The 19,933-nt window shown below is 44.6% G+C and carries 17 protein-coding genes; 16 read left to right on the top strand and 1 reads right to left on the bottom strand.

Annotated elements, in window-relative coordinates; all coding sequences use genetic code 11:
• The first annotated feature begins 77 nt into the window (after window positions 1–77).
• From NSS87_RS24385 to NSS87_RS24315, 15 genes are all read left to right on the top strand, one after another.
• Window positions 78–587, top strand: a complete 510-nt coding sequence (locus tag NSS87_RS24385; protein ID WP_339243269.1) for a type 1 glutamine amidotransferase domain-containing protein — start codon at window positions 78–80, stop codon at window positions 585–587.
• A gap of 44 nt (window positions 588–631) precedes the next feature.
• Window positions 632–1,081: a hypothetical protein gene (locus tag NSS87_RS24380; protein ID WP_042191093.1), complete on the top strand. Its 450-nt coding sequence runs from the start codon at window positions 632–634 to the stop codon at window positions 1,079–1,081.
• A 365-nt stretch (window positions 1,082–1,446) separates the two neighbouring features.
• Window positions 1,447–1,572 (top strand): hypothetical protein, encoded by a 126-nt coding sequence (locus NSS87_RS24375; RefSeq protein WP_256716317.1) that lies wholly within the window; start codon window positions 1,447–1,449, stop codon window positions 1,570–1,572.
• Window positions 1,573–1,769: 197 nt separating this feature from the next.
• Window positions 1,770–3,023 (top strand): histidine--tRNA ligase, encoded by a 1,254-nt coding sequence (gene hisS, locus NSS87_RS24370; protein WP_339243268.1) that lies wholly within the window; start codon window positions 1,770–1,772, stop codon window positions 3,021–3,023.
• An 81-nt stretch (window positions 3,024–3,104) separates the two neighbouring features.
• The gene (gene aspS, locus NSS87_RS24365) at window positions 3,105–4,883 is read left to right on the top strand and encodes an aspartate--tRNA ligase (RefSeq protein WP_042191089.1); all 1,779 of its coding nucleotides are present in this window, start codon (window positions 3,105–3,107) and stop codon (window positions 4,881–4,883) included.
• Window positions 4,884–4,949: 66 nt separating this feature from the next.
• Window positions 4,950–5,705 (top strand): tRNA threonylcarbamoyladenosine dehydratase, encoded by a 756-nt coding sequence (locus tag NSS87_RS24360; RefSeq protein WP_042191088.1) that lies wholly within the window; start codon window positions 4,950–4,952, stop codon window positions 5,703–5,705.
• A gap of 238 nt (window positions 5,706–5,943) precedes the next feature.
• Window positions 5,944–7,242 carry an NCS2 family permease gene (locus tag NSS87_RS24355; protein ID WP_339243267.1) on the top strand — a complete coding sequence of 433 codons (1,299 nt, stop codon included), beginning with the start codon at window positions 5,944–5,946 and terminating at the stop codon, window positions 7,240–7,242.
• A gap of 130 nt (window positions 7,243–7,372) precedes the next feature.
• Entirely contained in the window at window positions 7,373–9,556 is a 2,184-nt protein-coding gene (locus NSS87_RS24350) for a UvrD-helicase domain-containing protein (RefSeq protein ID WP_339243265.1), read from the top strand.
• A 395-nt stretch (window positions 9,557–9,951) separates the two neighbouring features.
• On the top strand, window positions 9,952–10,233 hold the full coding sequence (locus NSS87_RS24345) for a CD3324 family protein (protein WP_042191081.1): 282 nt from the start codon (window positions 9,952–9,954) through the stop codon (window positions 10,231–10,233).
• A 245-nt stretch (window positions 10,234–10,478) separates the two neighbouring features.
• Window positions 10,479–11,783, top strand: coding sequence for a replication-associated recombination protein A (locus NSS87_RS24340; protein ID WP_076284834.1), 1,305 nt, complete (start codon window positions 10,479–10,481; stop codon window positions 11,781–11,783).
• 374 nt (window positions 11,784–12,157) lie between these two features.
• Complete coding sequence (locus NSS87_RS24335; RefSeq protein ID WP_042191077.1) at window positions 12,158–13,174, top strand: ABC transporter ATP-binding protein; 1,017 nt, start codon at window positions 12,158–12,160, stop codon at window positions 13,172–13,174.
• A complete protein-coding gene (locus tag NSS87_RS24330) occupies window positions 13,161–14,096 on the top strand; it encodes an ATP-binding cassette domain-containing protein (protein ID WP_042191074.1) in 936 nt (311 codons plus the stop codon). Before NSS87_RS24335 ends, NSS87_RS24330 begins: the two co-directional genes overlap by 14 nt.
• Window positions 14,097–14,100: 4 nt before the next feature.
• On the top strand, window positions 14,101–15,063 hold the full coding sequence (gene opp4B / locus NSS87_RS24325; protein WP_042191072.1) for an oligopeptide ABC transporter permease: 963 nt from the start codon (window positions 14,101–14,103) through the stop codon (window positions 15,061–15,063).
• Window positions 15,064–15,090: 27 nt separating this feature from the next.
• The gene (locus tag NSS87_RS24320) at window positions 15,091–15,996 is read left to right on the top strand and encodes an ABC transporter permease (protein ID WP_042191070.1); all 906 of its coding nucleotides are present in this window, start codon (window positions 15,091–15,093) and stop codon (window positions 15,994–15,996) included.
• A 19-nt stretch (window positions 15,997–16,015) separates the two neighbouring features.
• Window positions 16,016–17,863, top strand: a complete 1,848-nt coding sequence (locus NSS87_RS24315; protein ID WP_339243264.1) for an oligopeptide ABC transporter substrate-binding protein — start codon at window positions 16,016–16,018, stop codon at window positions 17,861–17,863.
• A 228-nt stretch (window positions 17,864–18,091) separates the two neighbouring features.
• Here the strand turns inward: NSS87_RS24315 and mnmA are convergent, their stop codons facing one another.
• Window positions 18,092–19,213 carry a tRNA 2-thiouridine(34) synthase MnmA gene (mnmA, locus tag NSS87_RS24310; protein ID WP_339248659.1) on the bottom strand — a complete coding sequence of 374 codons (1,122 nt, stop codon included), beginning with the start codon at window positions 19,211–19,213 and terminating at the stop codon, window positions 18,092–18,094.
• Window positions 19,214–19,505: 292 nt separating this feature from the next.
• Between mnmA and NSS87_RS24305 the strand changes: the two genes are divergently transcribed.
• Window positions 19,506–19,925: an Rrf2 family transcriptional regulator gene (locus NSS87_RS24305; protein WP_042191066.1), complete on the top strand. Its 420-nt coding sequence runs from the start codon at window positions 19,506–19,508 to the stop codon at window positions 19,923–19,925.
• Window positions 19,926–19,933: the final 8 nt, after the last annotated feature.

Genomic DNA, 19,933 nt, shown 5'->3' with positions numbered 1-19,933 from the left:
GTGAGAAGGGTAATAGACGACAAGAAAGATAAATAAGTACCTATTCATTTGCACAAGCAGAGAGGAGAACTTATCACATGAGTAATGTTGCATTTTTACTAGCTAATGATTTTGAAGATTCTGAGATGAAGGTCCCTTACGATGAAGTTATAAAGGCAGGACATCAAGCTGACATTATTGGTTTAAAGAAGGGTGAGACCTTACTAGGCAAAAAGAAGGAAGTCTCCTACGCAGCCGATAAAGCCATAGCTGACGTTCAAGCAGGTAATTATGACGCGATAGTAATTCCTGGAGGTTCTTCCCCAGAAAATTTACGGCAAAATGCAGATGTTTTGAAGTTTGTGAAAGAAGCAAACGAAGCTGGTAAGCCTATCGCTTCTATTTGCCACGGACCCCAAATTCTGATCAGTGCAGACTTGCTTAAAGGACGTACCATCACCTGTTATCCTCCGTTGAAAGATGATGTTGTGAACGCTGGTGCGGAGTTTAAAGATGAAGAAGTGGTAGTTGATCGTAATTACATTACTTCGCGTACCCCGAAAGATGAGCCTGCCTTCGTTCGTGAAATATTGAAGGTCCTGCAATAGCAATTTATAACACTGAGTCTTATAATCTAAAGGAGGTAATGATAATGACCAGAAAAATCCAAGCATATTTTAGAACGGAAAATGAAGCAGAAGGTGCTAAAATAGCATTGATTAGTTACAAGGTAGATGGCTTGGAGGTATGGCCACTCACGGACCCTATTGGGGAAGATCGTAGAATTCTGTTTCCGATAGCCCCGTTTAGCAATACGACGTTAGCCGCAGGTACAGTAGGGACGCTTGGAACGGGTAGCACTCCGGCAGCTGGAGCTATGTTGGCCCCTGGTGTTGCCGCCTCCGAAACGCGTGATGAGCCTGAGACCCATTATAGCGTGGATGAAGACCAGGTTAGTGCGGATGTAGCAGATGGAGAGCTCGAGGATGGGGATTTAAGTGAACTTCGTTATGTGATGGACCTAAGTGTCGCAGAAGAGAATTATAATGAGGTTGTGGAAACCCTTCGGGGCAAAGGAGCATTTGTAGAGCAATTCGATTAACAACAATCTATTAAAATAAACCGCTTTCATGAATGTAATATAATCGTAATATTACATACATGTTTCCTTAATATAGCGTGTTTATAATAAAGGCATGACCCCCTTTTTAATAATATATGATGATGGACCTGCAGCATTTGGCTGCAGGTCATTTTTTTGTAACGGTTGAAGTTAAAGGTCAAAAGTTGAAAGTTGTCGAATTTTTTATTCATCTTCGCATTTCCTGCCTTGACTTTAGCGCAGTAGTTCAGTAGAATTTAAAAATATACGATTTTATCATATGGTTTTGATGACGGGAACAAGTAATTCGAGGACCCACAACTCCAGAGAGGAATCCCCTGTAGATTCAGATGATATCCAGTACAATGGATGATCTATCGTTTCTGCTTGGCTGCAAGGATTCTGTTGATGAGCGAATGAATGACCTCCCCGAGAACGTACGGCGAAAGTGGGCAATGTATATTGCCGCTATCAGTAGCCGTTATGCGTAGGCGGGCGTTAACCGCTTTGAGCGGATTCAGAATGGTTCTGATCCGGAATGTGGGTGGTACCACGGGTGTATTATTGGTTATGATAATCCCTCGTCCCTGTTTTTTATAAACAGGGCGGGGGATTTTTTGTTTTGTTTAGCATGATGAAGTGATGAAGAGAGCAGATTTAGAGGGGTATTTTTTAGGAGGGATAGACTGTGGCTAAAGAAAGATTCGAGAAACCTACAGGAACGCAGGATGTGCTTCCGGGAGCTGTGGAGAAATGGCAGTATATTGAGGGGAAGGCTAGAGATTTATGCCGTCGTTTCAATTACCATGAAATCCGTACACCGATGTTCGAGCATACGGGGTTATTCGAGCGTGGAGTAGGCGAAACAACGGATATTGTAGAAGGCGAGATGTACACGTTCAAGGATAAAGGCGATCGTGATCTGGCACTTCGTCCAGAAGGAACGGCTGGTGTCGTTAGAGCTTATGTTCAGAACAAGCTTTACGGTGAACCTGATGTAAGTAAGCTGTATTATATCGGACCTATGTTCCGTTATGAGCGTCCACAGGCAGGTAGATATCGTCAATTCCATCAGTTTGGTATTGAGGCTTTTGGAGCTGTGGATCCGGCTATTGATGCGGAAGTAGTCTCCTTAGGCTATCAATTCTATAAGGATCTTGGCCTTAAGGATGTAAGAGTGGAAATCAATTCTGTCGGTAACGCACCTAGCCGTGCAGCTTATCGGGAGAAGCTATTGGGTTTCTTAAGACCAATGAAGGATACCCTTTGCAGTGACTGTCAGCGTCGTATTGAGCGTAATCCGCTTCGCGTGCTGGATTGTAAGGTAGATCAAGATAAATTTACAGATGCGCCTTCCATTTTGGATAGTCTGGACGAAGAGTGCACGACTCATTTTGAAAAGGTGAAGATGCACCTTGATATCATGGGTGTGGAATTCACCATTAACCCTCGACTTGTAAGAGGACTGGATTATTACACGCATACAGCGTTTGAATATAAAGCAGCAGGTATTGGTTCGATTGATACCGTGGGCGGCGGAGGCCGTTACAACGGTTTGGTTGAAGAAATTGGTGGACCGGATCAACCGGGTATTGGTTTTGGGATTGGACTTGAACGAATTCTCCTCATTTTGGAGGATCAGAAGGTAGAACTGGAGACGGCGAAGCCACTGGATGTGTACTTCGTAGCTCTCGGTGAAGAAGCTGATATCGAAATCTCTAAGCAGCTATATATTCTGCGCAGCCAAGGGTTCTCAGCAGAACGTGACTACCTGGGCCGGAAAATGAAGGCACAGATGAAATCCGCAGACCGTATGTCGGCACGTTATACTGCGATTCTTGGCGAAGATGAGCTGAAGAATGGTGTAATTACCGTGAAGTCGATGAATACAGGGGAGCAGCGCACCGTGAAGCTGGATGAGCTGGGTCAGGCACTGGTTTAGACCATCTGACTAACGTCTTATGGTGACTGTATAGAGAAAGATTAAAAATGTATTTTTAACCATGAAGGGGAATGATAAATTATGCAAAGAAGTCATCAGTGTGGACAATTAACACCAGAACATATTGGACAGACGGTAACCTTGAACGGATGGGTGCAGACTCGCCGTGACCTTGGGGGCGTACTATTTATTGATCTGCGTGACAGAAGCGGTATTGTACAAGTTGTATTTAACCCAGACTACTCTGGCGAAGCCTTACAAATTGCTGATAAGGTTCGTAGTGAATACGTCCTGGCTGTTAAAGGTAAAGTTGTTAAACGTGATGAGGAAACCATTAACCGCAACCTGCCAACAGGTGAAATTGAAGTTCAAATTACGGACATTGAAGTGCTGAACGCAGCTAAGACACCTCCGTTCTTCATCGAGGATGGTGTGGAAGTAGACGAGTCTCTGCGTCTCAAATATCGCTATTTGGACCTTCGTCGTCCAGAGATGCAAAGAACCTTGCTGCTTCGCTCGAAAGCTTCTAAGATCTTCCGCGATTTCCTTGACAGTGAAGGGTTCATCGACGTAGAAACACCGATCCTAACTAAGAGCTCACCGGAAGGCGCGCGTGATTATCTGGTACCAAGCCGTGTGCATGAAGGCGAATTCTTCGCATTGCCGCAATCTCCACAAATCTACAAGCAATTGTTGATGGTCGGCGGCGTTGAGCGCTATTACCAAATTGCTCGTTGTTTCCGTGATGAAGATTTGCGTGCTGACCGTCAGCCTGAATTCACTCAAGTCGACATTGAGACTTCATTCCTGTCACAAGATGAATTGCTTGGTATGATGGAGAAGCTGATGCAGCGTCTGTTCAAGGAAACTGTAGGAGCAGATATTGAGCTTCCGTTCCAACGGTTGACTTATGCTGATGCTATGGGCAAATACGGTTCTGACAAACCTGATCTCCGTTTTGGATTAGAGCTTGTAGAAATGAACGATATTGTTGCTACTAGCGGTGTTAAGGTATTCGCTTCTGTAATCGAAAAAGGCGGCGAAGTGAAATGTCTAAATGCTAAAGGCTGTGGCACTTGGACTCGTAAAGAAATCGATGACCTTGGACCTTATGCTGCTCGCTATGGCGCGAAAGGCTTGGCATGGATTCAAGTGAAAGACGGCGAATTCAAAGGGCCGATTGTGAAATTCTTCTCCGAAGAAGAAATTGCGGCTGTGAAGGAACGTACAGGCGCTGAAGAAGGCGACCTTCTCCTCTTCTCCGCTGATAATAAAAAGGTTGTAGCAGACGTTCTAGGCGCCCTTCGTGTTAAAATTGGACGTCAGCTCGGTCTGATTGACGATAACGTGTTCAAGTTCGCTTGGGTTACAGACTTCCCACTCCTTGGATATGACGAAGATCAGAAACGTTATGTAGCAGAACACCATCCGTTCACTCGTCCACGTGAAGAGGATCTGCATCTATTTGACACAGATCCAGGTGCGATCCGTGCACAAGCTTATGACATCGTTCTGAACGGTTATGAAGTAGGCGGAGGCTCCATGCGGATTTACAAACGCGAAGTACAGGAGAAAATGTTCGAAGCCCTTGGATTTACGAAAGAGGTTGCTTATGAGAAGTTCGGCTACCTGATGGATGCGTTCGAATATGGTACACCTCCACACGGTGGTATCGCTTTCGGTTTAGATCGTCTAGTTATGCTGCTGTCCGGTCGTACAAATCTGCGTGAAACCATCGCATTCCCGAAAACGGCAAGTGCAACAGATCTACTTATGGATGCACCTTCGCCAGTTGATGGTTCACAATTGGAGCAGTTGCACATTAAGCTGGCACTTAAACCGAAGAAAGAAAAAGAATAATTAACTAATCGAAGCGGGCGAGGCAGATTTCTGCTTCGCCAAAGCTTTTGAAGGAGGCTGAACCTCATGCTACATCAGTTCTCACGCACGGAACTGGCGATCGGACCGGAAGGTCTGGAAATAATGAAGAACAGCACGGTAGCGGTGCTTGGCATCGGCGGTGTTGGCGGTATAGCAGTTGAGGCTTTGGCGCGTACCGGCATCGGCAGACTGATTCTGATAGATAAGGACACTGTAGACATCACCAATGTAAACCGCCAGATTCATGCACTCACAACTACGGTTGGGCAGAAGAAGGCTGAACTGATGGTAGACCGTGTGAAGCTGATCAATCCGGAATGCGAAGCGATTGCGCTCAACATGTTCTATACGGAAGAAACCTATGAGGAATTGTTCAAATTAAAACCTGATTATGTACTTGATGCTTCGGATACGATTATTTATAAGGTTCACATAATCAAAGAATGTCTGTCCCGTGGAATTCCAATGATCTCAAGCATGGGCGCTGCCAACAAAATGGATCCTACAAGATTCCAGGTAGCGGACATTTCCAAGACAACTTATGACCCTATTGCGCGTGTCATTCGTCAGAAGCTTCGTAAGGAAGGAATTAAGAAAGGCGTGAAGGTGGTTTTCTCTACGGAGCCGCCAATGAAGCCACGTCAGGATGTTACGGATAAGATCGTTCCGGAGAATGCGCCGGATCGACGTAAAGCGAAACAACCACCAGCTAGTAACGCCTTCGTTCCGCCGGTAGCAGGCCTGATCATGGTCAGTGTTGCCGTGCGTGATTTGCTTGAGGCTGGAGGCGTCAGCGTGTAAGTGAATCGCTGAGCTGAAGCTGTTTCAATTATAGCGATAGTAGTAGTAAAATGGACCAAAAGGGCGACCAGCTGAAATCCAGTTGCGTACGCCCTTTTGTTGTGGTTAACAGGCGGGTCTGCAAGATGCAGACCACAAATAGGCATAATAATTGAACCGGGATGAACCGTTGATTATAAGCCTTATTATCCGGGTAATATCCGCCTGCGGAACTTAATATCAGTGGAGGTTTTTGTACATGAAATCAAATTTTTTGCGAAATAGTGTAGGGCTTGCACCTGAGAATGACTGGAAACGGGAGTGGGCTGCAGGGATCCTTTCGTATTTTGCTTCGGTATACATTGTAATGGTGAATGCGACCATTCTTCATGACGCGGGTATGCCGCTTAGACCAGCAATGGTGGCTACACTATTGACTGCCATTACAGGCTGTCTACTGATGGCCTTCGGTGGGAAGACACCAATCATCGTGGTACCAGGGATGGGGATAAACGCATTTTTCACATACACACTTGTACATTCTATGAATTTAGGTTGGAGAGAGGCACTTACTGTAGTTGTAATAACCGGTGTGTTATTCGCTATCGTGGCCTTCACATCGCTTTATCGTATTCTAAGTGAGGCGATTCCTCAAAACCTACAGCATGCCATTACAGTCGGGATAGGGCTTTTTCTGACCTTTATAGGACTGCAAAAAAGCGGGATTGTGATTGCGCATCAGACCACGTTTGTTGCTATAGGACATTTTAGCGATCCAGCAGTTATCACTTCCTGTGTAACCTTGTTACTCGCTTTAGTACTGTTTATCCGCGGGACCAACGGTGGTTTGCTTATCAGTATGCTGGTTGGTACAGGTCTAGCCTACTTGCTGGGAGCGGCTCACGCGCCTGAGAAGCAGGCATCCGGTCATGTATTTACGGGTTATGAAAGCTTATTTCTGGGAATGGACTGGAGCGGCATAGTGAGCCTTGTGTTCTGGATTGCTGTTTTCTTACTGCTCTTAATTGTTGTATTTGAAAATATTGGGCTAGTCGCCTCACAGACTATGATGGCAGGGCGTCCTGAGCGCTTCAAGAGTAGCTTACGAGCACTCTCTATTGCCAATATCGCTGCAGGTCTCTTCGGAAGCAGTCCTGTAGTAGCCGCTGCGGAATCTAATGCAGGTATTGCTGCAGGTGGACGTTCGGGACTGACCTCACTCGTGGCAGGGCTGCTGTTCGGGGCGACATTCCTGTTCCTCCCTCTGCTCTCCTACATTCCAGATAGTGCTATCGCTCCGATCTTGATTGTAATCGGTGGGCTTATGGTACAGAATGTGCGTGAAATGGACTTGGGAGATTTAACAGAGCTCTTTCCTTCTTTTCTAATCATGGTCATGATTCCATTCACCTATAGCATCGTAGATGGTATGGCTTTTGGATTTATTACTTATCCGATCGTGAAGCTTGCGGTGGGCAAGGGAAAGGAAGTACCTCCTGCGCTGTATGGGATTGCGGGCTTATTTGTAGCTAACTTTATTTTGCAAGCTGTGCTGTAGTCGTATGTTCGCTTGAAAGATTTGGTATTTTAGTGCTGATTATGCTACAATGGGTATCCTTTTTGCGTGAGAAGAGGGAATGAGGAGAATGAAAATTTAAGCTCGATAAACTTTTAGGAGGTAACTGAAATTGGAAGACAACTTTCAAAGTGCCTATCAAGAGGAAGAAGACAGGCTGAATCAAGCGCTTACTGAGATTGACACCTTACTGGAGAAACTTAACCAGACTCCGGTGTACACGGGACACGATTATACGGAACAGGTGTTAGAAGCGAACCGTGATCAGAAGCGCAAAGATCTTGCCAAGCTTCGGCAGGAGCCTTATTTCGGACGGCTTGATTTTCAGGGCAATGATGAGAAGCAGCGGAAGGCACTCTATATAGGCAAAATCGGCGTAGACCGCGAGCAGGTAAGCGACCGTCCGCTAGTCATCGACTGGCGCGCACCGGTAGCAAGCCTGTTCTATTCGTTTACCGGTGGTACGGAGCCTGCCTCCTATGAAGCTCCTGAGGGGCTGATAGAAGGACTGGTATACCTCAAGCGCAACGTGGTGATCCGGAAGCAGATTCTGGAGCGGGTCGCAGATACGTACAACCGGGAGAGTGACGCACCTGTGGTGTCAGATGAGTTTCTCGTCTATCGCCTGGGTGAGAACAAAGATAATCGTCTCCGCGATATCGTATCGACCATTCAGGAGGAACAGGACAAGATTATCCGTGCCGCCAAAAATACAGCATTGATCATACAGGGCGTAGCGGGAAGTGGTAAAACTACAGTTGCACTACACCGTTTAGCCTTTCTGCTGTATCAATACAAAGATCAGGTCTCTGCAGAAAAAATGATTATTTTTGCACCGAACCGAATGTTTCTGGATTATATTTCGGATGTACTGCCTGAACTTGGTGTAGGAAATATTGCCCAGAGCACCTTCCCGGATTGGGCTGCAAATGTACTAGGTCTGGAGCTTCCAGAGCAAGATGCTACGGAGACGATGAACCGTTGGTTCGAAACTCCGGGCGGCATGCCTGTGATTACAGAAGAGACACCTGGACGCTTCAAGGGTTCTACGGTGTTGATGGGAATAATAGAGTCCAGCATCAAGCTATTGGAAAGCAGCTCGGTACCTGAGGGTGATTTTATCCCATGGGAAGGTGCTGTACTGCGCCGCTCCATGATCTTGCGCTGGCATAATGAGGAGTACGCCCCTTATCCGCCAGCGAAGCGTAAGGAACGTGTAATGGCACGGATACATCGCTGGATTGAGATGGAGCTGAAGAAAAGTCCGTCAGCTGCAGCTATGAAGGATCGCAAGAAAAAAGGTGCTGCGCGAGAAAAAGCATACAGTGCAAAATGGCCTAAGTATGATCCGCTGACGATCTATAAGCAAATCTTTCGTGCGGCTAAAGTCCCGGAAGATTGGCCGGTGGATCCACCTGAGAATATTCCAGCAGCTGTGCTGAAGGAAACGGCAAAAGAGCTGAAAAAAGGGATTATACGTGAAGAGGATTTACCACCTCTGTTATATATTTATTATCTTTTGAATGGGAACGAAGGCGGCGCTCGTTTTGATCATGTGGTGATCGATGAAGCCCAGGATTTCTCCCCCTTCCAAATTGCCGTGCTGGATTTATACGTGCGTGGACATTCCTTTACCATTCTAGGCGATCTGTCGCAGGGTATACACGCTTATAAAGGCGTACACGCATGGGAAGAGATGCAGACCTTATTTGCCCCTGAGAACACGGCTTACCATGCGTTGACACGCAGCTATCGTTCAACCATGGAAATTATAGACTTCGCTAATGGAATTCTATCCTCGGGAGTAGAAAGTTCGTTGTTGGCTGTTCCTGTCTTTCGTAGTGGTGACCCTGTTCGGATGATCGCCTACGGAGAAATAGTCGGAGAACGGGAAGCTGAAGGAAATGCTCGTTTGAGCACTATACAATCGGCACTGAAGTCCCTGTCTGGAAGGGAATATCGTACGGTGGCTGTGCTGACACGTAGTCTACGTGAAGCCACAGAGCTGTACGCTGAACTAGAGCAGCATTTTGAAGATATTCATCTGATCGACGGTAGTATGACGCAATATCAGGGTGGATTATCGGTACTACCTGTGTATTTATCTAAAGGTTTGGAATTTGATGCGGTCATCTTAGCAGATGCCGATCAAGACCATTACGGAGCGACAGCATGGGATGCGAAGCTGATGTATGTAGGTTGTACACGAGCGCTTCACGAGCTGTGGTTACTCCATAATGGGGAAATGCCTTCCTATGTGCAAACGGCGGTTGAAAGCGATTCTGAGGGGAACTAAGACTGGTGGAGAACAGTTATAACTGTTTTTGAACTTGTAACTCCCCTACGGGTATGGCTTAATAATAAGTGTCCGGCCGGGCAAGAACACTTCTGGAAGGAGGCTGAGTGAAATGATTTCAGTATACGAGGTGGTTTCCGTCTAAGACGGAAACCCGCTTAAAGCGAGGAGGCCGTAAGGCCTCCTTATTTCAAAACATGAGATATATGTACCGATTATTCATTAGGATTACGAAATGTGAATTAGAATGTAGACGCTACCAAGAGGTTTTTATATAATGAAAATACGGATTTTTCCAAATATGAGGAGAAGAAAGGAGGCAGGTGACGTGGAAATTACTTTATCAGTAGTTGACGGACGCATAGGAACACACCTGTTGAAGGAGGAAATGCAAGTTGAGTTATGTAAATGGGAAGGATGTGCTCCCCCCTGGCTTGCTCAAAGAGCTTCAGGGATACATCCAAGGTGAACTGCTCTACATCCCGAAGAAAACGGAAGAGCGGGTTAGATGGGGCGAGAACAGCGGTTCGAGGAAAGAGATAGCAAACCGCAATGAGGAAATTTTCAGTTGTCATCGAAAAGGCGATTCCGTAGCAGAGCTTCAGAAGAAGTATCATCTGTCGGAAGAGAGCATTCGAAAAATCATATCAAAAATGCGGCTGGCAATAAATTGCTAGCGTACAGTTCAAGCATAAACGCCTTTGGCGTCCCTATAAGGACGGTAAGCGTTTATGTGAGAAATAATAAGGATAAAGTATAGCGTGGAACCTATACTTTCGTATATTTTGAAAAAAGAGCATGGCTCCCGCCTTTCTAAGACGAGATCATGCTCTTTTTATTTTTTTTGTGAAAAATAAGTCTATGGTATGATAATGGGAGATGTACATTGGCTTTTATAAGAATATAGCAAGGAAGTGGAGTTATGGATTTATTTTCTATGGGAGAGGACAACGGGAGCGGAAGGTTGCTTGCGGACCGAATGAGACCGGAGAATCTGGATGAATATATTGGTCAAGAACATATCATAGGCCGGGGAAAGCTGTTGCGAAGAGCGATCGAGGCAGACCAGGTCTCTTCGATTTTGCTCTATGGACCTCCTGGATGTGGCAAAACAACATTAGCTCATATCATTTCTCATCACACACAAGGTGAATTCGTACGCCTGAATGCGGTGGAGGCTTCTGTGAAGGATGTGCGGGAGGTCATTGAACGAGCTCAAAATAATAAAACACTTTACGGTTCTAAGACGATTCTTTTTCTGGACGAGGTACATCGGTTTAACAGTTCACGTCAGGATGCGCTATTGCCAGCAGTAGAAAAAGGTACCATTACATTTATTGGCGCAACTACGGAGAACCCATTCCATTACGTTAACGGAGCACTTATGAGCCGTTCTACCTTGTTTCAGCTAGAGGCGCTAACGAGTGAACACAGTCTGGTCGCGATGCGCAGAGCTTTAGCAGACAAGGATAGAGGGCTTGGATTCATGGAGCTTCAGGTCGATGAAGAAGCATTACTGCATATTGCTACCATGGCTAATGGAGATATCAGGCGGGCTTTAAATGCTCTGGAACTTGCAGCGTTAACTACTGCTCCAGAGGTAGACGGGAGTGTGCATATCACGCTGGAGGTGGCGGAAGAGTCGATTCGGCGCCCCATTGTGAAGGCAGATGAATCGACGCAGTATGATGTTCTATCTGCTTTTCACAAAAGCATTCGAGGTTCTAGTGATGCTGCCTTGTTCTGGTTTCTGTATGCGGTAGAGAAATTGGGGATGGACCCGATGACTTTTATTCGTCGACTAATTGCAGCGAGCAGTGAGGATATCGGCTTAGCTAATCCCCAGGCTATGGTCCAAGCGGTGAGTGCGCTTGAAGCCTATAGAAATAACGGTTGGCCAGAAGCGAAGCTGAACATTGCGCAAGCCATTCTTTTCGCGGTGGAGAGTCCGAAGTCTAATGCCGTCTATACTGCTATTTCAAATGCAATGGCGAGTATGGATGAGATTAAATCCGCCGAGGTACCGCTACATTTACGTGATACACACTATAAAGGTGCTACTGCTCTAGGGCATGAAGGGTATCAATATCCGCACAATTTTCCGGGGCATTATGTGAAGCAGGAGTATCTGCCTAAGGAGATTTCTCAGCGTGTCTTTTATCAAGCGACCGAGCAAGGGAATGAAATTAAAATCCGTCATAACCAACGACTCCGACGAGAACAATAATCCACCAGTGACTGTAGTATCTTCCATTTTAATGCTAATAAGCAAATAAATTTAATGTAACACAAAAAAATATTTATTCCAAAAAAAGGCGGCCTAGAGCCGTTTTTTTGTTGTCTGCGTTACTTTTAATCACATGAACGAATTTTTTTTATAGGAAAAGATTGATAATTTACCATAAGTTAATTAAAATGAACTACAAAGTTACGGAGAAACAAGTTTTAATTCCGATGGAAGTACTTGTACTATTCTTAATGGTGTTAATAATCATAACAGTCGATGTTTGATATGTTTCATGAAAAGAATGCTGTTATATCAAAATTTACATAATATTTCATTGGGTAAATTTTGAAACTTTTGCCGTTAGGGGGATTAATTTGAGCGAAGAATTATTAGAAATTAAGAATTTGTCCACATCGTTCAGAATCGTAGATGACTATTATGCTGCAGTAGACGATGTTACCCTGTCCGTTCGCAAAAATGAGATTCTTGCCATTGTTGGAGAATCCGGCTCAGGAAAAAGTGCGCTCGCCTTTTCAATTATGGGATTGCACACAAGGGCCAAAATAGACGGACAAATCAAATACAAGGGTCAGGATATCGTTACTATGTCTCCTGCTGCACTCAACAAGCTGCGCGGTCAAGAAATGTCCATGATTTTTCAAGATCCTTTATCCGCATTAAATCCACTCATGATTATCGGTTCACAGATTGAAGAAGTACTCATCCTACATGATTCCAAGCTTTCGAAGAAGCAAAGAAAAGAGAAGGTCATTGATCTTTTGACCAAGGTTGGAATCTCCCGTCCCGAACATACATATCAGCAGTATCCCCACGAATTATCTGGTGGAATGAGGCAGAGGGTTGTGATTGCTATTGCGATTGCCAACGGCCCCAAGCTTTTGATCGCCGATGAGCCGACTACGGCACTAGATGTAACCATCCAATTGCAAATTCTTGAACTTATAAAAAAATTAAAAAACGATATGCAAGCAGGCATTATTTTAATTACCCATGATCTAGGGGTTGTCAGTGAAATGGCTGACCGGGTTGCGGTAATGTACGCCGGGCAAATCGTAGAAATCGCAGATATTTATACGTTAACGTCTAATCCGAAGCATCCATATACAAGATCCTTGTTGAACTCCATTCCAACCGTTAAAGAAGAGAAGTCTAGACTTCATGTGATTCAGGGAATTGTCCCACCATTACAGAATCTTCCGCGTAAAGGATGCCGTTTCGCGGCCCGAACACCTTGGATTCCGGAATGGGAGCATGAGGAAAATCCGCAGCTGCATGAAGTAGCCCCAGGGCATTTTGTTCGCTGCACCTGCCATAATAACTTTCATTTCCCGGATACTAACGAGGAGGCAATCTACAATGGGACTTCTTGAGGTTAGAAATTTAGCAGTTCATTTTCCAATCCACGGCGGCGTTTTTCGAAGAGAAATTGGCGTAGTCAAGGCAGTTGATAATGTTAGTTTTACTATTGAAGCAGGCAAAACTTACGGTTTGGTTGGTGAATCCGGATCAGGTAAGACGACTACTGGTCGTGGAATCATTGGACTCAATTCTATTACTAGCGGTAGTGTGATTTTTGAAGGACAGGATTTGGCTTCAAAGGGTGTACGTAAGCAAAAAAATATCCGCAAGGACATTCAGATGATCTTTCAGGATCCGTACTCTTCCTTGAATCCTAAGAAACGTGTGCTGGATATTATTGCTGAACCCTTACGTAATTTCGAAAAGATGTCTCCGGGCGAAGAAAAAAGACGTGTGCAGGAATTGCTTTTGCAGGTTGGATTAAGCCCTGAAAATATTCTTAAATATCCGCATGAATTCTCAGGCGGTCAACGGCAGCGGATCGGTATTGCAAGAGCTATTGCGCTCAAACCGAAGTTGATTATTGCGGATGAACCTGTCTCTGCGCTGGATGTTTCCGTACAGGCACAGGTGCTCAATTTTATGCAGGATATTCAAAAAGAACTGAATCTTACGTTTCTGTTCATCAGTCATGATCTCGGAATCATTAGGCATATGTGTGATCACATTGGGATTATGTATAAAGGACGTCATGTGGAGCAAGGGACTGCTAAAGATATTTTTGACAATCCTCGTCATATTTATACCAAACGTCTAATTGCTGCCATTCCTGATATTGATCCTAAGCAAAGAGAGAAGCAGACGGAGTTTAGAAAATCAGTAAGTCTGGAATATGAACAAGCGCACCGGAATTATTTTGATGAACTAGGCATGCCTTATCCATTGAAATCCATTTCCGAGACTCATCTGGTAGCCTTGCCTGAGAAAGGTTGAGAATATGTGGAAGATTATTGTTCGTAGAATTCTTATTATGATTCCTCAAATATTTCTATTAAGTATTCTTGTTTTTCTAATGGCGAAGGCGATGCCGGGAGATGCGTTATCAGGGATGCTTGATCCAAATATTGATCCTGCGGCCATCGATGCGATGAGAGAAAAACTAGGCTTAAATGATCCGTGGTACATCCAGTACTGGGATTGGATCACTAAAGCGATTCAAGGTGATTTTGGTCAATCCTTCCGTTTCAAAATGCCTGTATCAGAGCTTATCGGTCAACGCCTCATGAATACACTTTGGCTGGCGATTGTCACGCTGATCCTTACATACCTTATTGCTATTCCACTTGGTATTACTAGTGGTCGTTATAACGATTCATGGCTGGATCGCCTCATTACTGGATACACCTATATTGGCTTTGCCGCACCATTGTTTATTTTCGCTCTCTTAATGGTATGGCTCTTCGGATTTCATCTTCATTGGTTTCCTACTAGCGGCAGTGTTAGTCCTGGAGAAGTTCCGGGTACGCTAAGCCACTTCTGGAGTAAATTCTATCATCTGCTACTGCCCGCGTTATCAATGGCGCTGATTGCAACGGTGGGGACAGTACAATACCTGCGGAATGAGATTATTGATACGAAACAAAAGGATTTCATCCTCACCGCAAGAGCAAAAGGTGCTTCAGAGTCGCGCGTCTACAATCGACATATATTGAGAAATTCCTTACTGCCAATTGCTGCATTTTTCGGATATGAGATTACTGGACTGATCGGCGGAACGGTGTTCGTTGAAAGCATCTTTAGTTATCCGGGTATGGGTATGTTGTTCCTCAGTTCGATAACAATTCGGGATTTCAGCGTAGTAACGGCTCTCGTTCTTCTATATGGGATTGCTGCCATCGTCGGTGCGTTGTTATCAGATATTATCTTAAGTATCGTAGATCCGCGTATCCGGATTAAATAAGAAGATGAACACTTTGAGGTGAATAAAATGGCAAAGACAAGCGCAGAGTTAGCTCTGCTGCAGGAAACAGATAAAAGTCCATCAGGCTTCAGGATTGTTTGGCGTGAGATCGTGCGGGATAAACTGGCTTTGGTCTCACTGATTTTCCTATTTACGATTATTGCCGCCGTTTATGGGATTTCCTTATTTTTAGATCAAAAAGAGATTGTTACGGTTGACTTGTTCGCACTGTATGAGAAGCCTTCGGCTGTACATTGGCTGGGGACCGATTATGGAGGGCGGGATGTATTCGGTCAATTAATTATAGGCACACGAAATTCCATGTCGATTGCTTTTATGGTTACTTTTTTTACGGGAATCATTGGGATTCTAGTAGGTTTGTTCTCTGGATACTTTGGGGGAACGATAGATAATATTTCGATGCGTGTTGTAGATTTCTTCATGATTCTACCCTTTCTAATGATTGTTATAGCTTTTGTAAGTGCAGTTCCTAAATACAATACGTTAACTTTCTCCTTTATCATGACTGCCTTTCTATGGATGGGGATTGCCAGGTTAATACGTTCCAAAACGCTACAAGAGAAGGAACTCGATTACGTTCAGGCATCAAAGACATTAGGTTCCTCCAATCTTAAAATTATGTTCTCACAAGTGCTGCCAAACTTAAGCTCAATCATTATCGTCACGATGACTTTGAATTTGGCAGCTAATATTGGATTGGAATCAGGCCTATCCTTTCTAGGTTTTGGTTTTCCGGAAAGTACACCCAGTCTGGGCACTCTAGTGAGCTATGCGAGAAATCCGCAGACACTTGAGTTCAGATGGTGGATCTGGTTACCCGCATCACTGCTGATCTTGGTGTTGATGTTGAGTATAAATAATGTGGGTCAAGCGCTCAAACGTGCGACCGACGCAAGACAAAGAAAAGGATAATAAGGGAGGAAATGATTAAATGAGAAAACCCATCCGTTCAAAGGCACTACTAGTTTCATTAATGTTTGTAATGTTGTTCGCCCTTGCAGCCTGTGGCTCCAAGAACAACAACGGAGCGGCTGAGTCAACAGCAGCACCAAGTGCCAGTGCTCCTGCGGAAACCGCAGAAGCGACGGCAGCACCTGAAGCAGAAGACGGACTTTATAACATTAAAGATTTCAGTAACATTAAGACAAATCAAGGTGAAGCTATTGATGGAGGCTCGATTACTTTTGGTCTCGTTTCCGACAGTCCATTTGAAGGTACTTTGAACTGGAACTTCTATTCCGGAGATCCGGATGCACAAGTGTTGAATTGGTTTGATGAAGGTTTGTTAACATGGGATAAAGATTATGTATATACAAATGATGGTGCAGCAACGTATGAAGTCTCGGAGGATGGACGTACCTTTACCTTTACGATTCGCGACAATGTGAACTGGCAGGACGGCAAGCCAGTAACAGCAGAAGATTGGTTGTTCGCGCATGAGGTTATTGGTAATCCGAAATATGATGGACCACGTTATGGTTCTGACTTTACAAATATTGAAGGTATGGATGATTACCACTCCGGTAAGGCCAAGACCATTTCTGGAATTAAGGTGCTGGGTGATAAGAAACTGCAAATTACTTATCTGAAATCTACACCTTCTCTGTTAACAGGTGGGGTTTGGATTTATCCGTTAGCCAAACATATCTTTGGTGGCATGGATGTTGCGAAAATTTCCTCTTCTCCTGAATTACGTCAAAAGCCGATTGGCTTTGGAGCTTTCAAAGTGGAAAGTATTGTTCCTGGTGAATCTGTAGTATTCGTTAAGAATGACGATTACTGGCGTGGAGCTCCTAAACTGGATAAGGTAATTCTGAAGGTTATCAACCCTACAACGATTGTACAGGAGTTGAAATCTGGTGGAGTTGATTTAGTGGATTCCTTCCCTGTTGATCAATTCCCGGATAATGCAAAGATGTCAAACGTTGAATTCCTGGGTGCGATAGACCGTGCTTATACGTATATTGGATTTAAGCTGGGGAAATGGGATGCAGAGAAAAAAGTCGTTGCTACCGATCCTAAAGCTAAAATGGCGGATGTGAACCTGCGTAAAGCCATGTGGGCTGCTGTAGACAATGATACAGTGGGTAAGAAATTCTATAATGGTCTTCGCTGGAATGCGACAACTTTAATTCCACCTTCCCATCCGGAATTCCATGATGCTACTAATCCGGGTGTAGCTTACGATCAAGAAGCCGCCAAGAAAATTTTGGATGATGCAGGTTATAGGCTTAATGGTGAATTTAGAACGAATCCAGATGGCAGCGAGCTGAAGATTAATTTCATTTCGATGACTGGTGGAGACATTGCTGAACCGCTGGCTCAATATTATGTACAATCTTGGAAAGCAATTGGCTTGAATGTAACTTTGGAAATGGTAGAGTTTAATACCTTCTATGATCGTATTGGTCAAAATGGTGAGGATGATCCTACCGTTGATGTGTATCAAGGCGCTTGGGGTGTAGGGATTGACGTCGACCCAACAGGTCTATACGGTAAAGATGCAATCTATAACTTCCCTCGTTATGCAAGTGCAGAGAATGATCGTTTGCTCGCCGAAGGGGTTTCCGAGGCTGCATTTGATGTAGACAAACGTAAAGAGATCTATAAAGAGTGGCAACAGCTCATGGTAAACGAAATTCCAGTATTCCCAACACTTTATCGTGCAGTAGTAGTCCCAGTTAACAACCGTGTCCTGAATTATGCGATTGGTGATGGCACAGGGCTCTACTATAACGACATCGCAGTATCTGCAGATAAAGCTGCAGTAGCTCAGTAAATAGAAACAACACAGAACAGCAGTTCAGGGAGAGCTTCCTGAACTGCTGTTTGTTTATTTCTATTTAAAGCGTTCATTTGGTTATTATTCGCTTCAAAGTCGGTTAGTTGTATTTCATGCAACTAAAACCTAAATGTTAGAGCTAAGAATGTAATATAACAGTACATACTACAGCTATTTCTTGTGTTTTCGTATATTAGAGTTAATGTTGTAAGTTATAGAATACACTTAAGCTTGCGCTGAAGGAACAACCTTCTCGGCATATTCTATCGTTCCGCCACCGAGACATTGCTCACCGAGATAGAAGACAACGGCTTGGCCAGGTGTTATCGCTTTTTGTGGAACATCAAAGTCTACGTTTATCGTTCCGTCTTCCCGTGCTGTAAGGGTCACGCCCTGATCAGGCTGGCGATAGCGGAATTTGGCGGTGCATTTTAGAGGCTCAAGACCTAGCTCTTGCCCGTTAATCCAGTTTACACCGGAGGCAATCAGACTAGTGGAGTACAGGCTGTGGTGCTTGTCTCCTTGAACTACATAAAGAATGTTGCGGCTAAGGTCTTTTTCGGCTACAAACCAAGGTTCACCGTTACCGGAGCCACCAATGCCAAGGCCTTGGCGTTGACCCAATGTATAGTACATAAGTCCATCGTGGCGGCCTTTGATTTCTCCAGTTGTTATATCTACCATATCACCCGATTGTGCTGGAAGATACTGGCTGAGGAATTCGCGGAAGTTACGCTCACCGATGAAGCAAACGCCTGTGCTATCTTTTTTCTTGGCAGTATAGAGTCCGGCTTCTTCGGCAATTCTCCGGACTTCCGGTTTCGGAAGATGACCAATCGGGAACATTGCTTTAGACAGTTGATACTGTCCCAGCGCATTCAAGAAATAGGTCTGGTCTTTATTGTTGTCTACACCGCGGAGCAGCTTGTACATTCCATCTTCTTCAATAACACGCGCATAATGTCCAGTCGCTACATAATCGGCGCCAAGCTGAAGGGCTTTGTTCAGGAACTCTCCGAACTTGATCTCTCGGTTGCACATGACGTCTGGATTCGGCGTCCGGCCGGCCTTATATTCATCGAGGAAATAAGAAAATACTTTGTCGAAGTATTCCTTCTCGAAATTAACGGTATAGTAAGGAATATCAATCTGCTCGCATACGCGGCGAACATCCTCTGCATCGCTTTCGGCCGTACATACTCCGAATTCGTCGGTATCGTCCCAATTTTTCATGAAGATGCCGATGACGTCATAGCCCTGCTGCTTGAGCAGAAGCGCCGTGACGGAGGAATCGACCCCTCCGGACATGCCGACGACGACACGGGTGTCTTGTTTTGCTTTTGTCATCGTAATCACCATTTCTGTACCCAAAATACCGGTCATTCATGGAACACCCGGCTCAAAATGTATTATAACATACCTGTCTACTGTAAAGCCTAAAATAAGAGGCTGAGAATAGAAAAATGTCCACCAGGGGTGAACATTCTTGCAAAATGTTTCGTTTGCCATTTCATTTGTGACTTCGAATATGATAACATAAACTAAGAGTAATCATCGGAATACCTTGATATGACAAACGCATGACTTACCGAATCAATAGTATACAATAACTAGACACTAAACCGAAAGAGGTGCCCCTTTGAAAATATCAACCAAAGGACGTTACGGACTAACAATTATGATGGAGCTTGCACTGAAATTTGGTGAAGGACCGACCTCACTTAAGAGTATCGCTGAGAAAAATGGACTTTCTGAACACTATCTGGAGCAGTTAATTGCTCCTCTGCGTAACGCAGGACTGGTAAAAAGTATTCGTGGTGCATACGGTGGATACATTTTATCACGTGAGGCTAGTGCTATCACAGCGGGTGACATCATTCGTGTGCTAGAGGGCCCAATTTCTCCAGTAGACTTTACTGAAGAAGATGATGCAGCAAAACGCGATTTATGGCTGCGTATTCGCGATAGCATCGCCGACGTACTAGATTCCACGACTCTTCATGACTTGATTAATTATAAAGAAGAGAGCTTGGCTGACAACTATATGTTCTATATATAGTTAATGTA

Source organism: Paenibacillus sp. FSL F4-0243 (assembly GCF_037963295.1).
Lineage (GTDB): Bacteria > Bacillota > Bacilli > Paenibacillales > Paenibacillaceae > Paenibacillus_AQ.
Note: the sequence above shows the minus strand (reverse complement) of the source record. Positions and strands in the feature narration are given on the sequence as shown.

Coding starts and splice junctions, on each gene's coding strand:
- NSS87_RS24385 (WP_339243269.1), top strand. CDS start 78: ATGAGTAATGTTGCATTTTTACTAGCTAATGATTTTGAAGATTCTGAG.
- NSS87_RS24380 (WP_042191093.1), top strand. CDS start 632: ATGACCAGAAAAATCCAAGCATATTTTAGAACGGAAAATGAAGCAGAA.
- NSS87_RS24375 (WP_256716317.1), top strand. CDS start 1,447: ATGGATGATCTATCGTTTCTGCTTGGCTGCAAGGATTCTGTTGATGAG.
- aspS (WP_042191089.1), top strand. CDS start 3,105: ATGCAAAGAAGTCATCAGTGTGGACAATTAACACCAGAACATATTGGA.
- NSS87_RS24360 (WP_042191088.1), top strand. CDS start 4,950: ATGCTACATCAGTTCTCACGCACGGAACTGGCGATCGGACCGGAAGGT.
- NSS87_RS24355 (WP_339243267.1), top strand. CDS start 5,944: ATGAAATCAAATTTTTTGCGAAATAGTGTAGGGCTTGCACCTGAGAAT.
- NSS87_RS24340 (WP_076284834.1), top strand. CDS start 10,479: ATGGATTTATTTTCTATGGGAGAGGACAACGGGAGCGGAAGGTTGCTT.
- NSS87_RS24330 (WP_042191074.1), top strand. CDS start 13,161: ATGGGACTTCTTGAGGTTAGAAATTTAGCAGTTCATTTTCCAATCCAC.
- opp4B (WP_042191072.1), top strand. CDS start 14,101: ATGTGGAAGATTATTGTTCGTAGAATTCTTATTATGATTCCTCAAATA.
- NSS87_RS24320 (WP_042191070.1), top strand. CDS start 15,091: ATGGCAAAGACAAGCGCAGAGTTAGCTCTGCTGCAGGAAACAGATAAA.
- NSS87_RS24315 (WP_339243264.1), top strand. CDS start 16,016: ATGAGAAAACCCATCCGTTCAAAGGCACTACTAGTTTCATTAATGTTT.
- mnmA (WP_339248659.1), bottom strand. CDS start 19,213: ATGACAAAAGCAAAACAAGACACCCGTGTCGTCGTCGGCATGTCCGGA.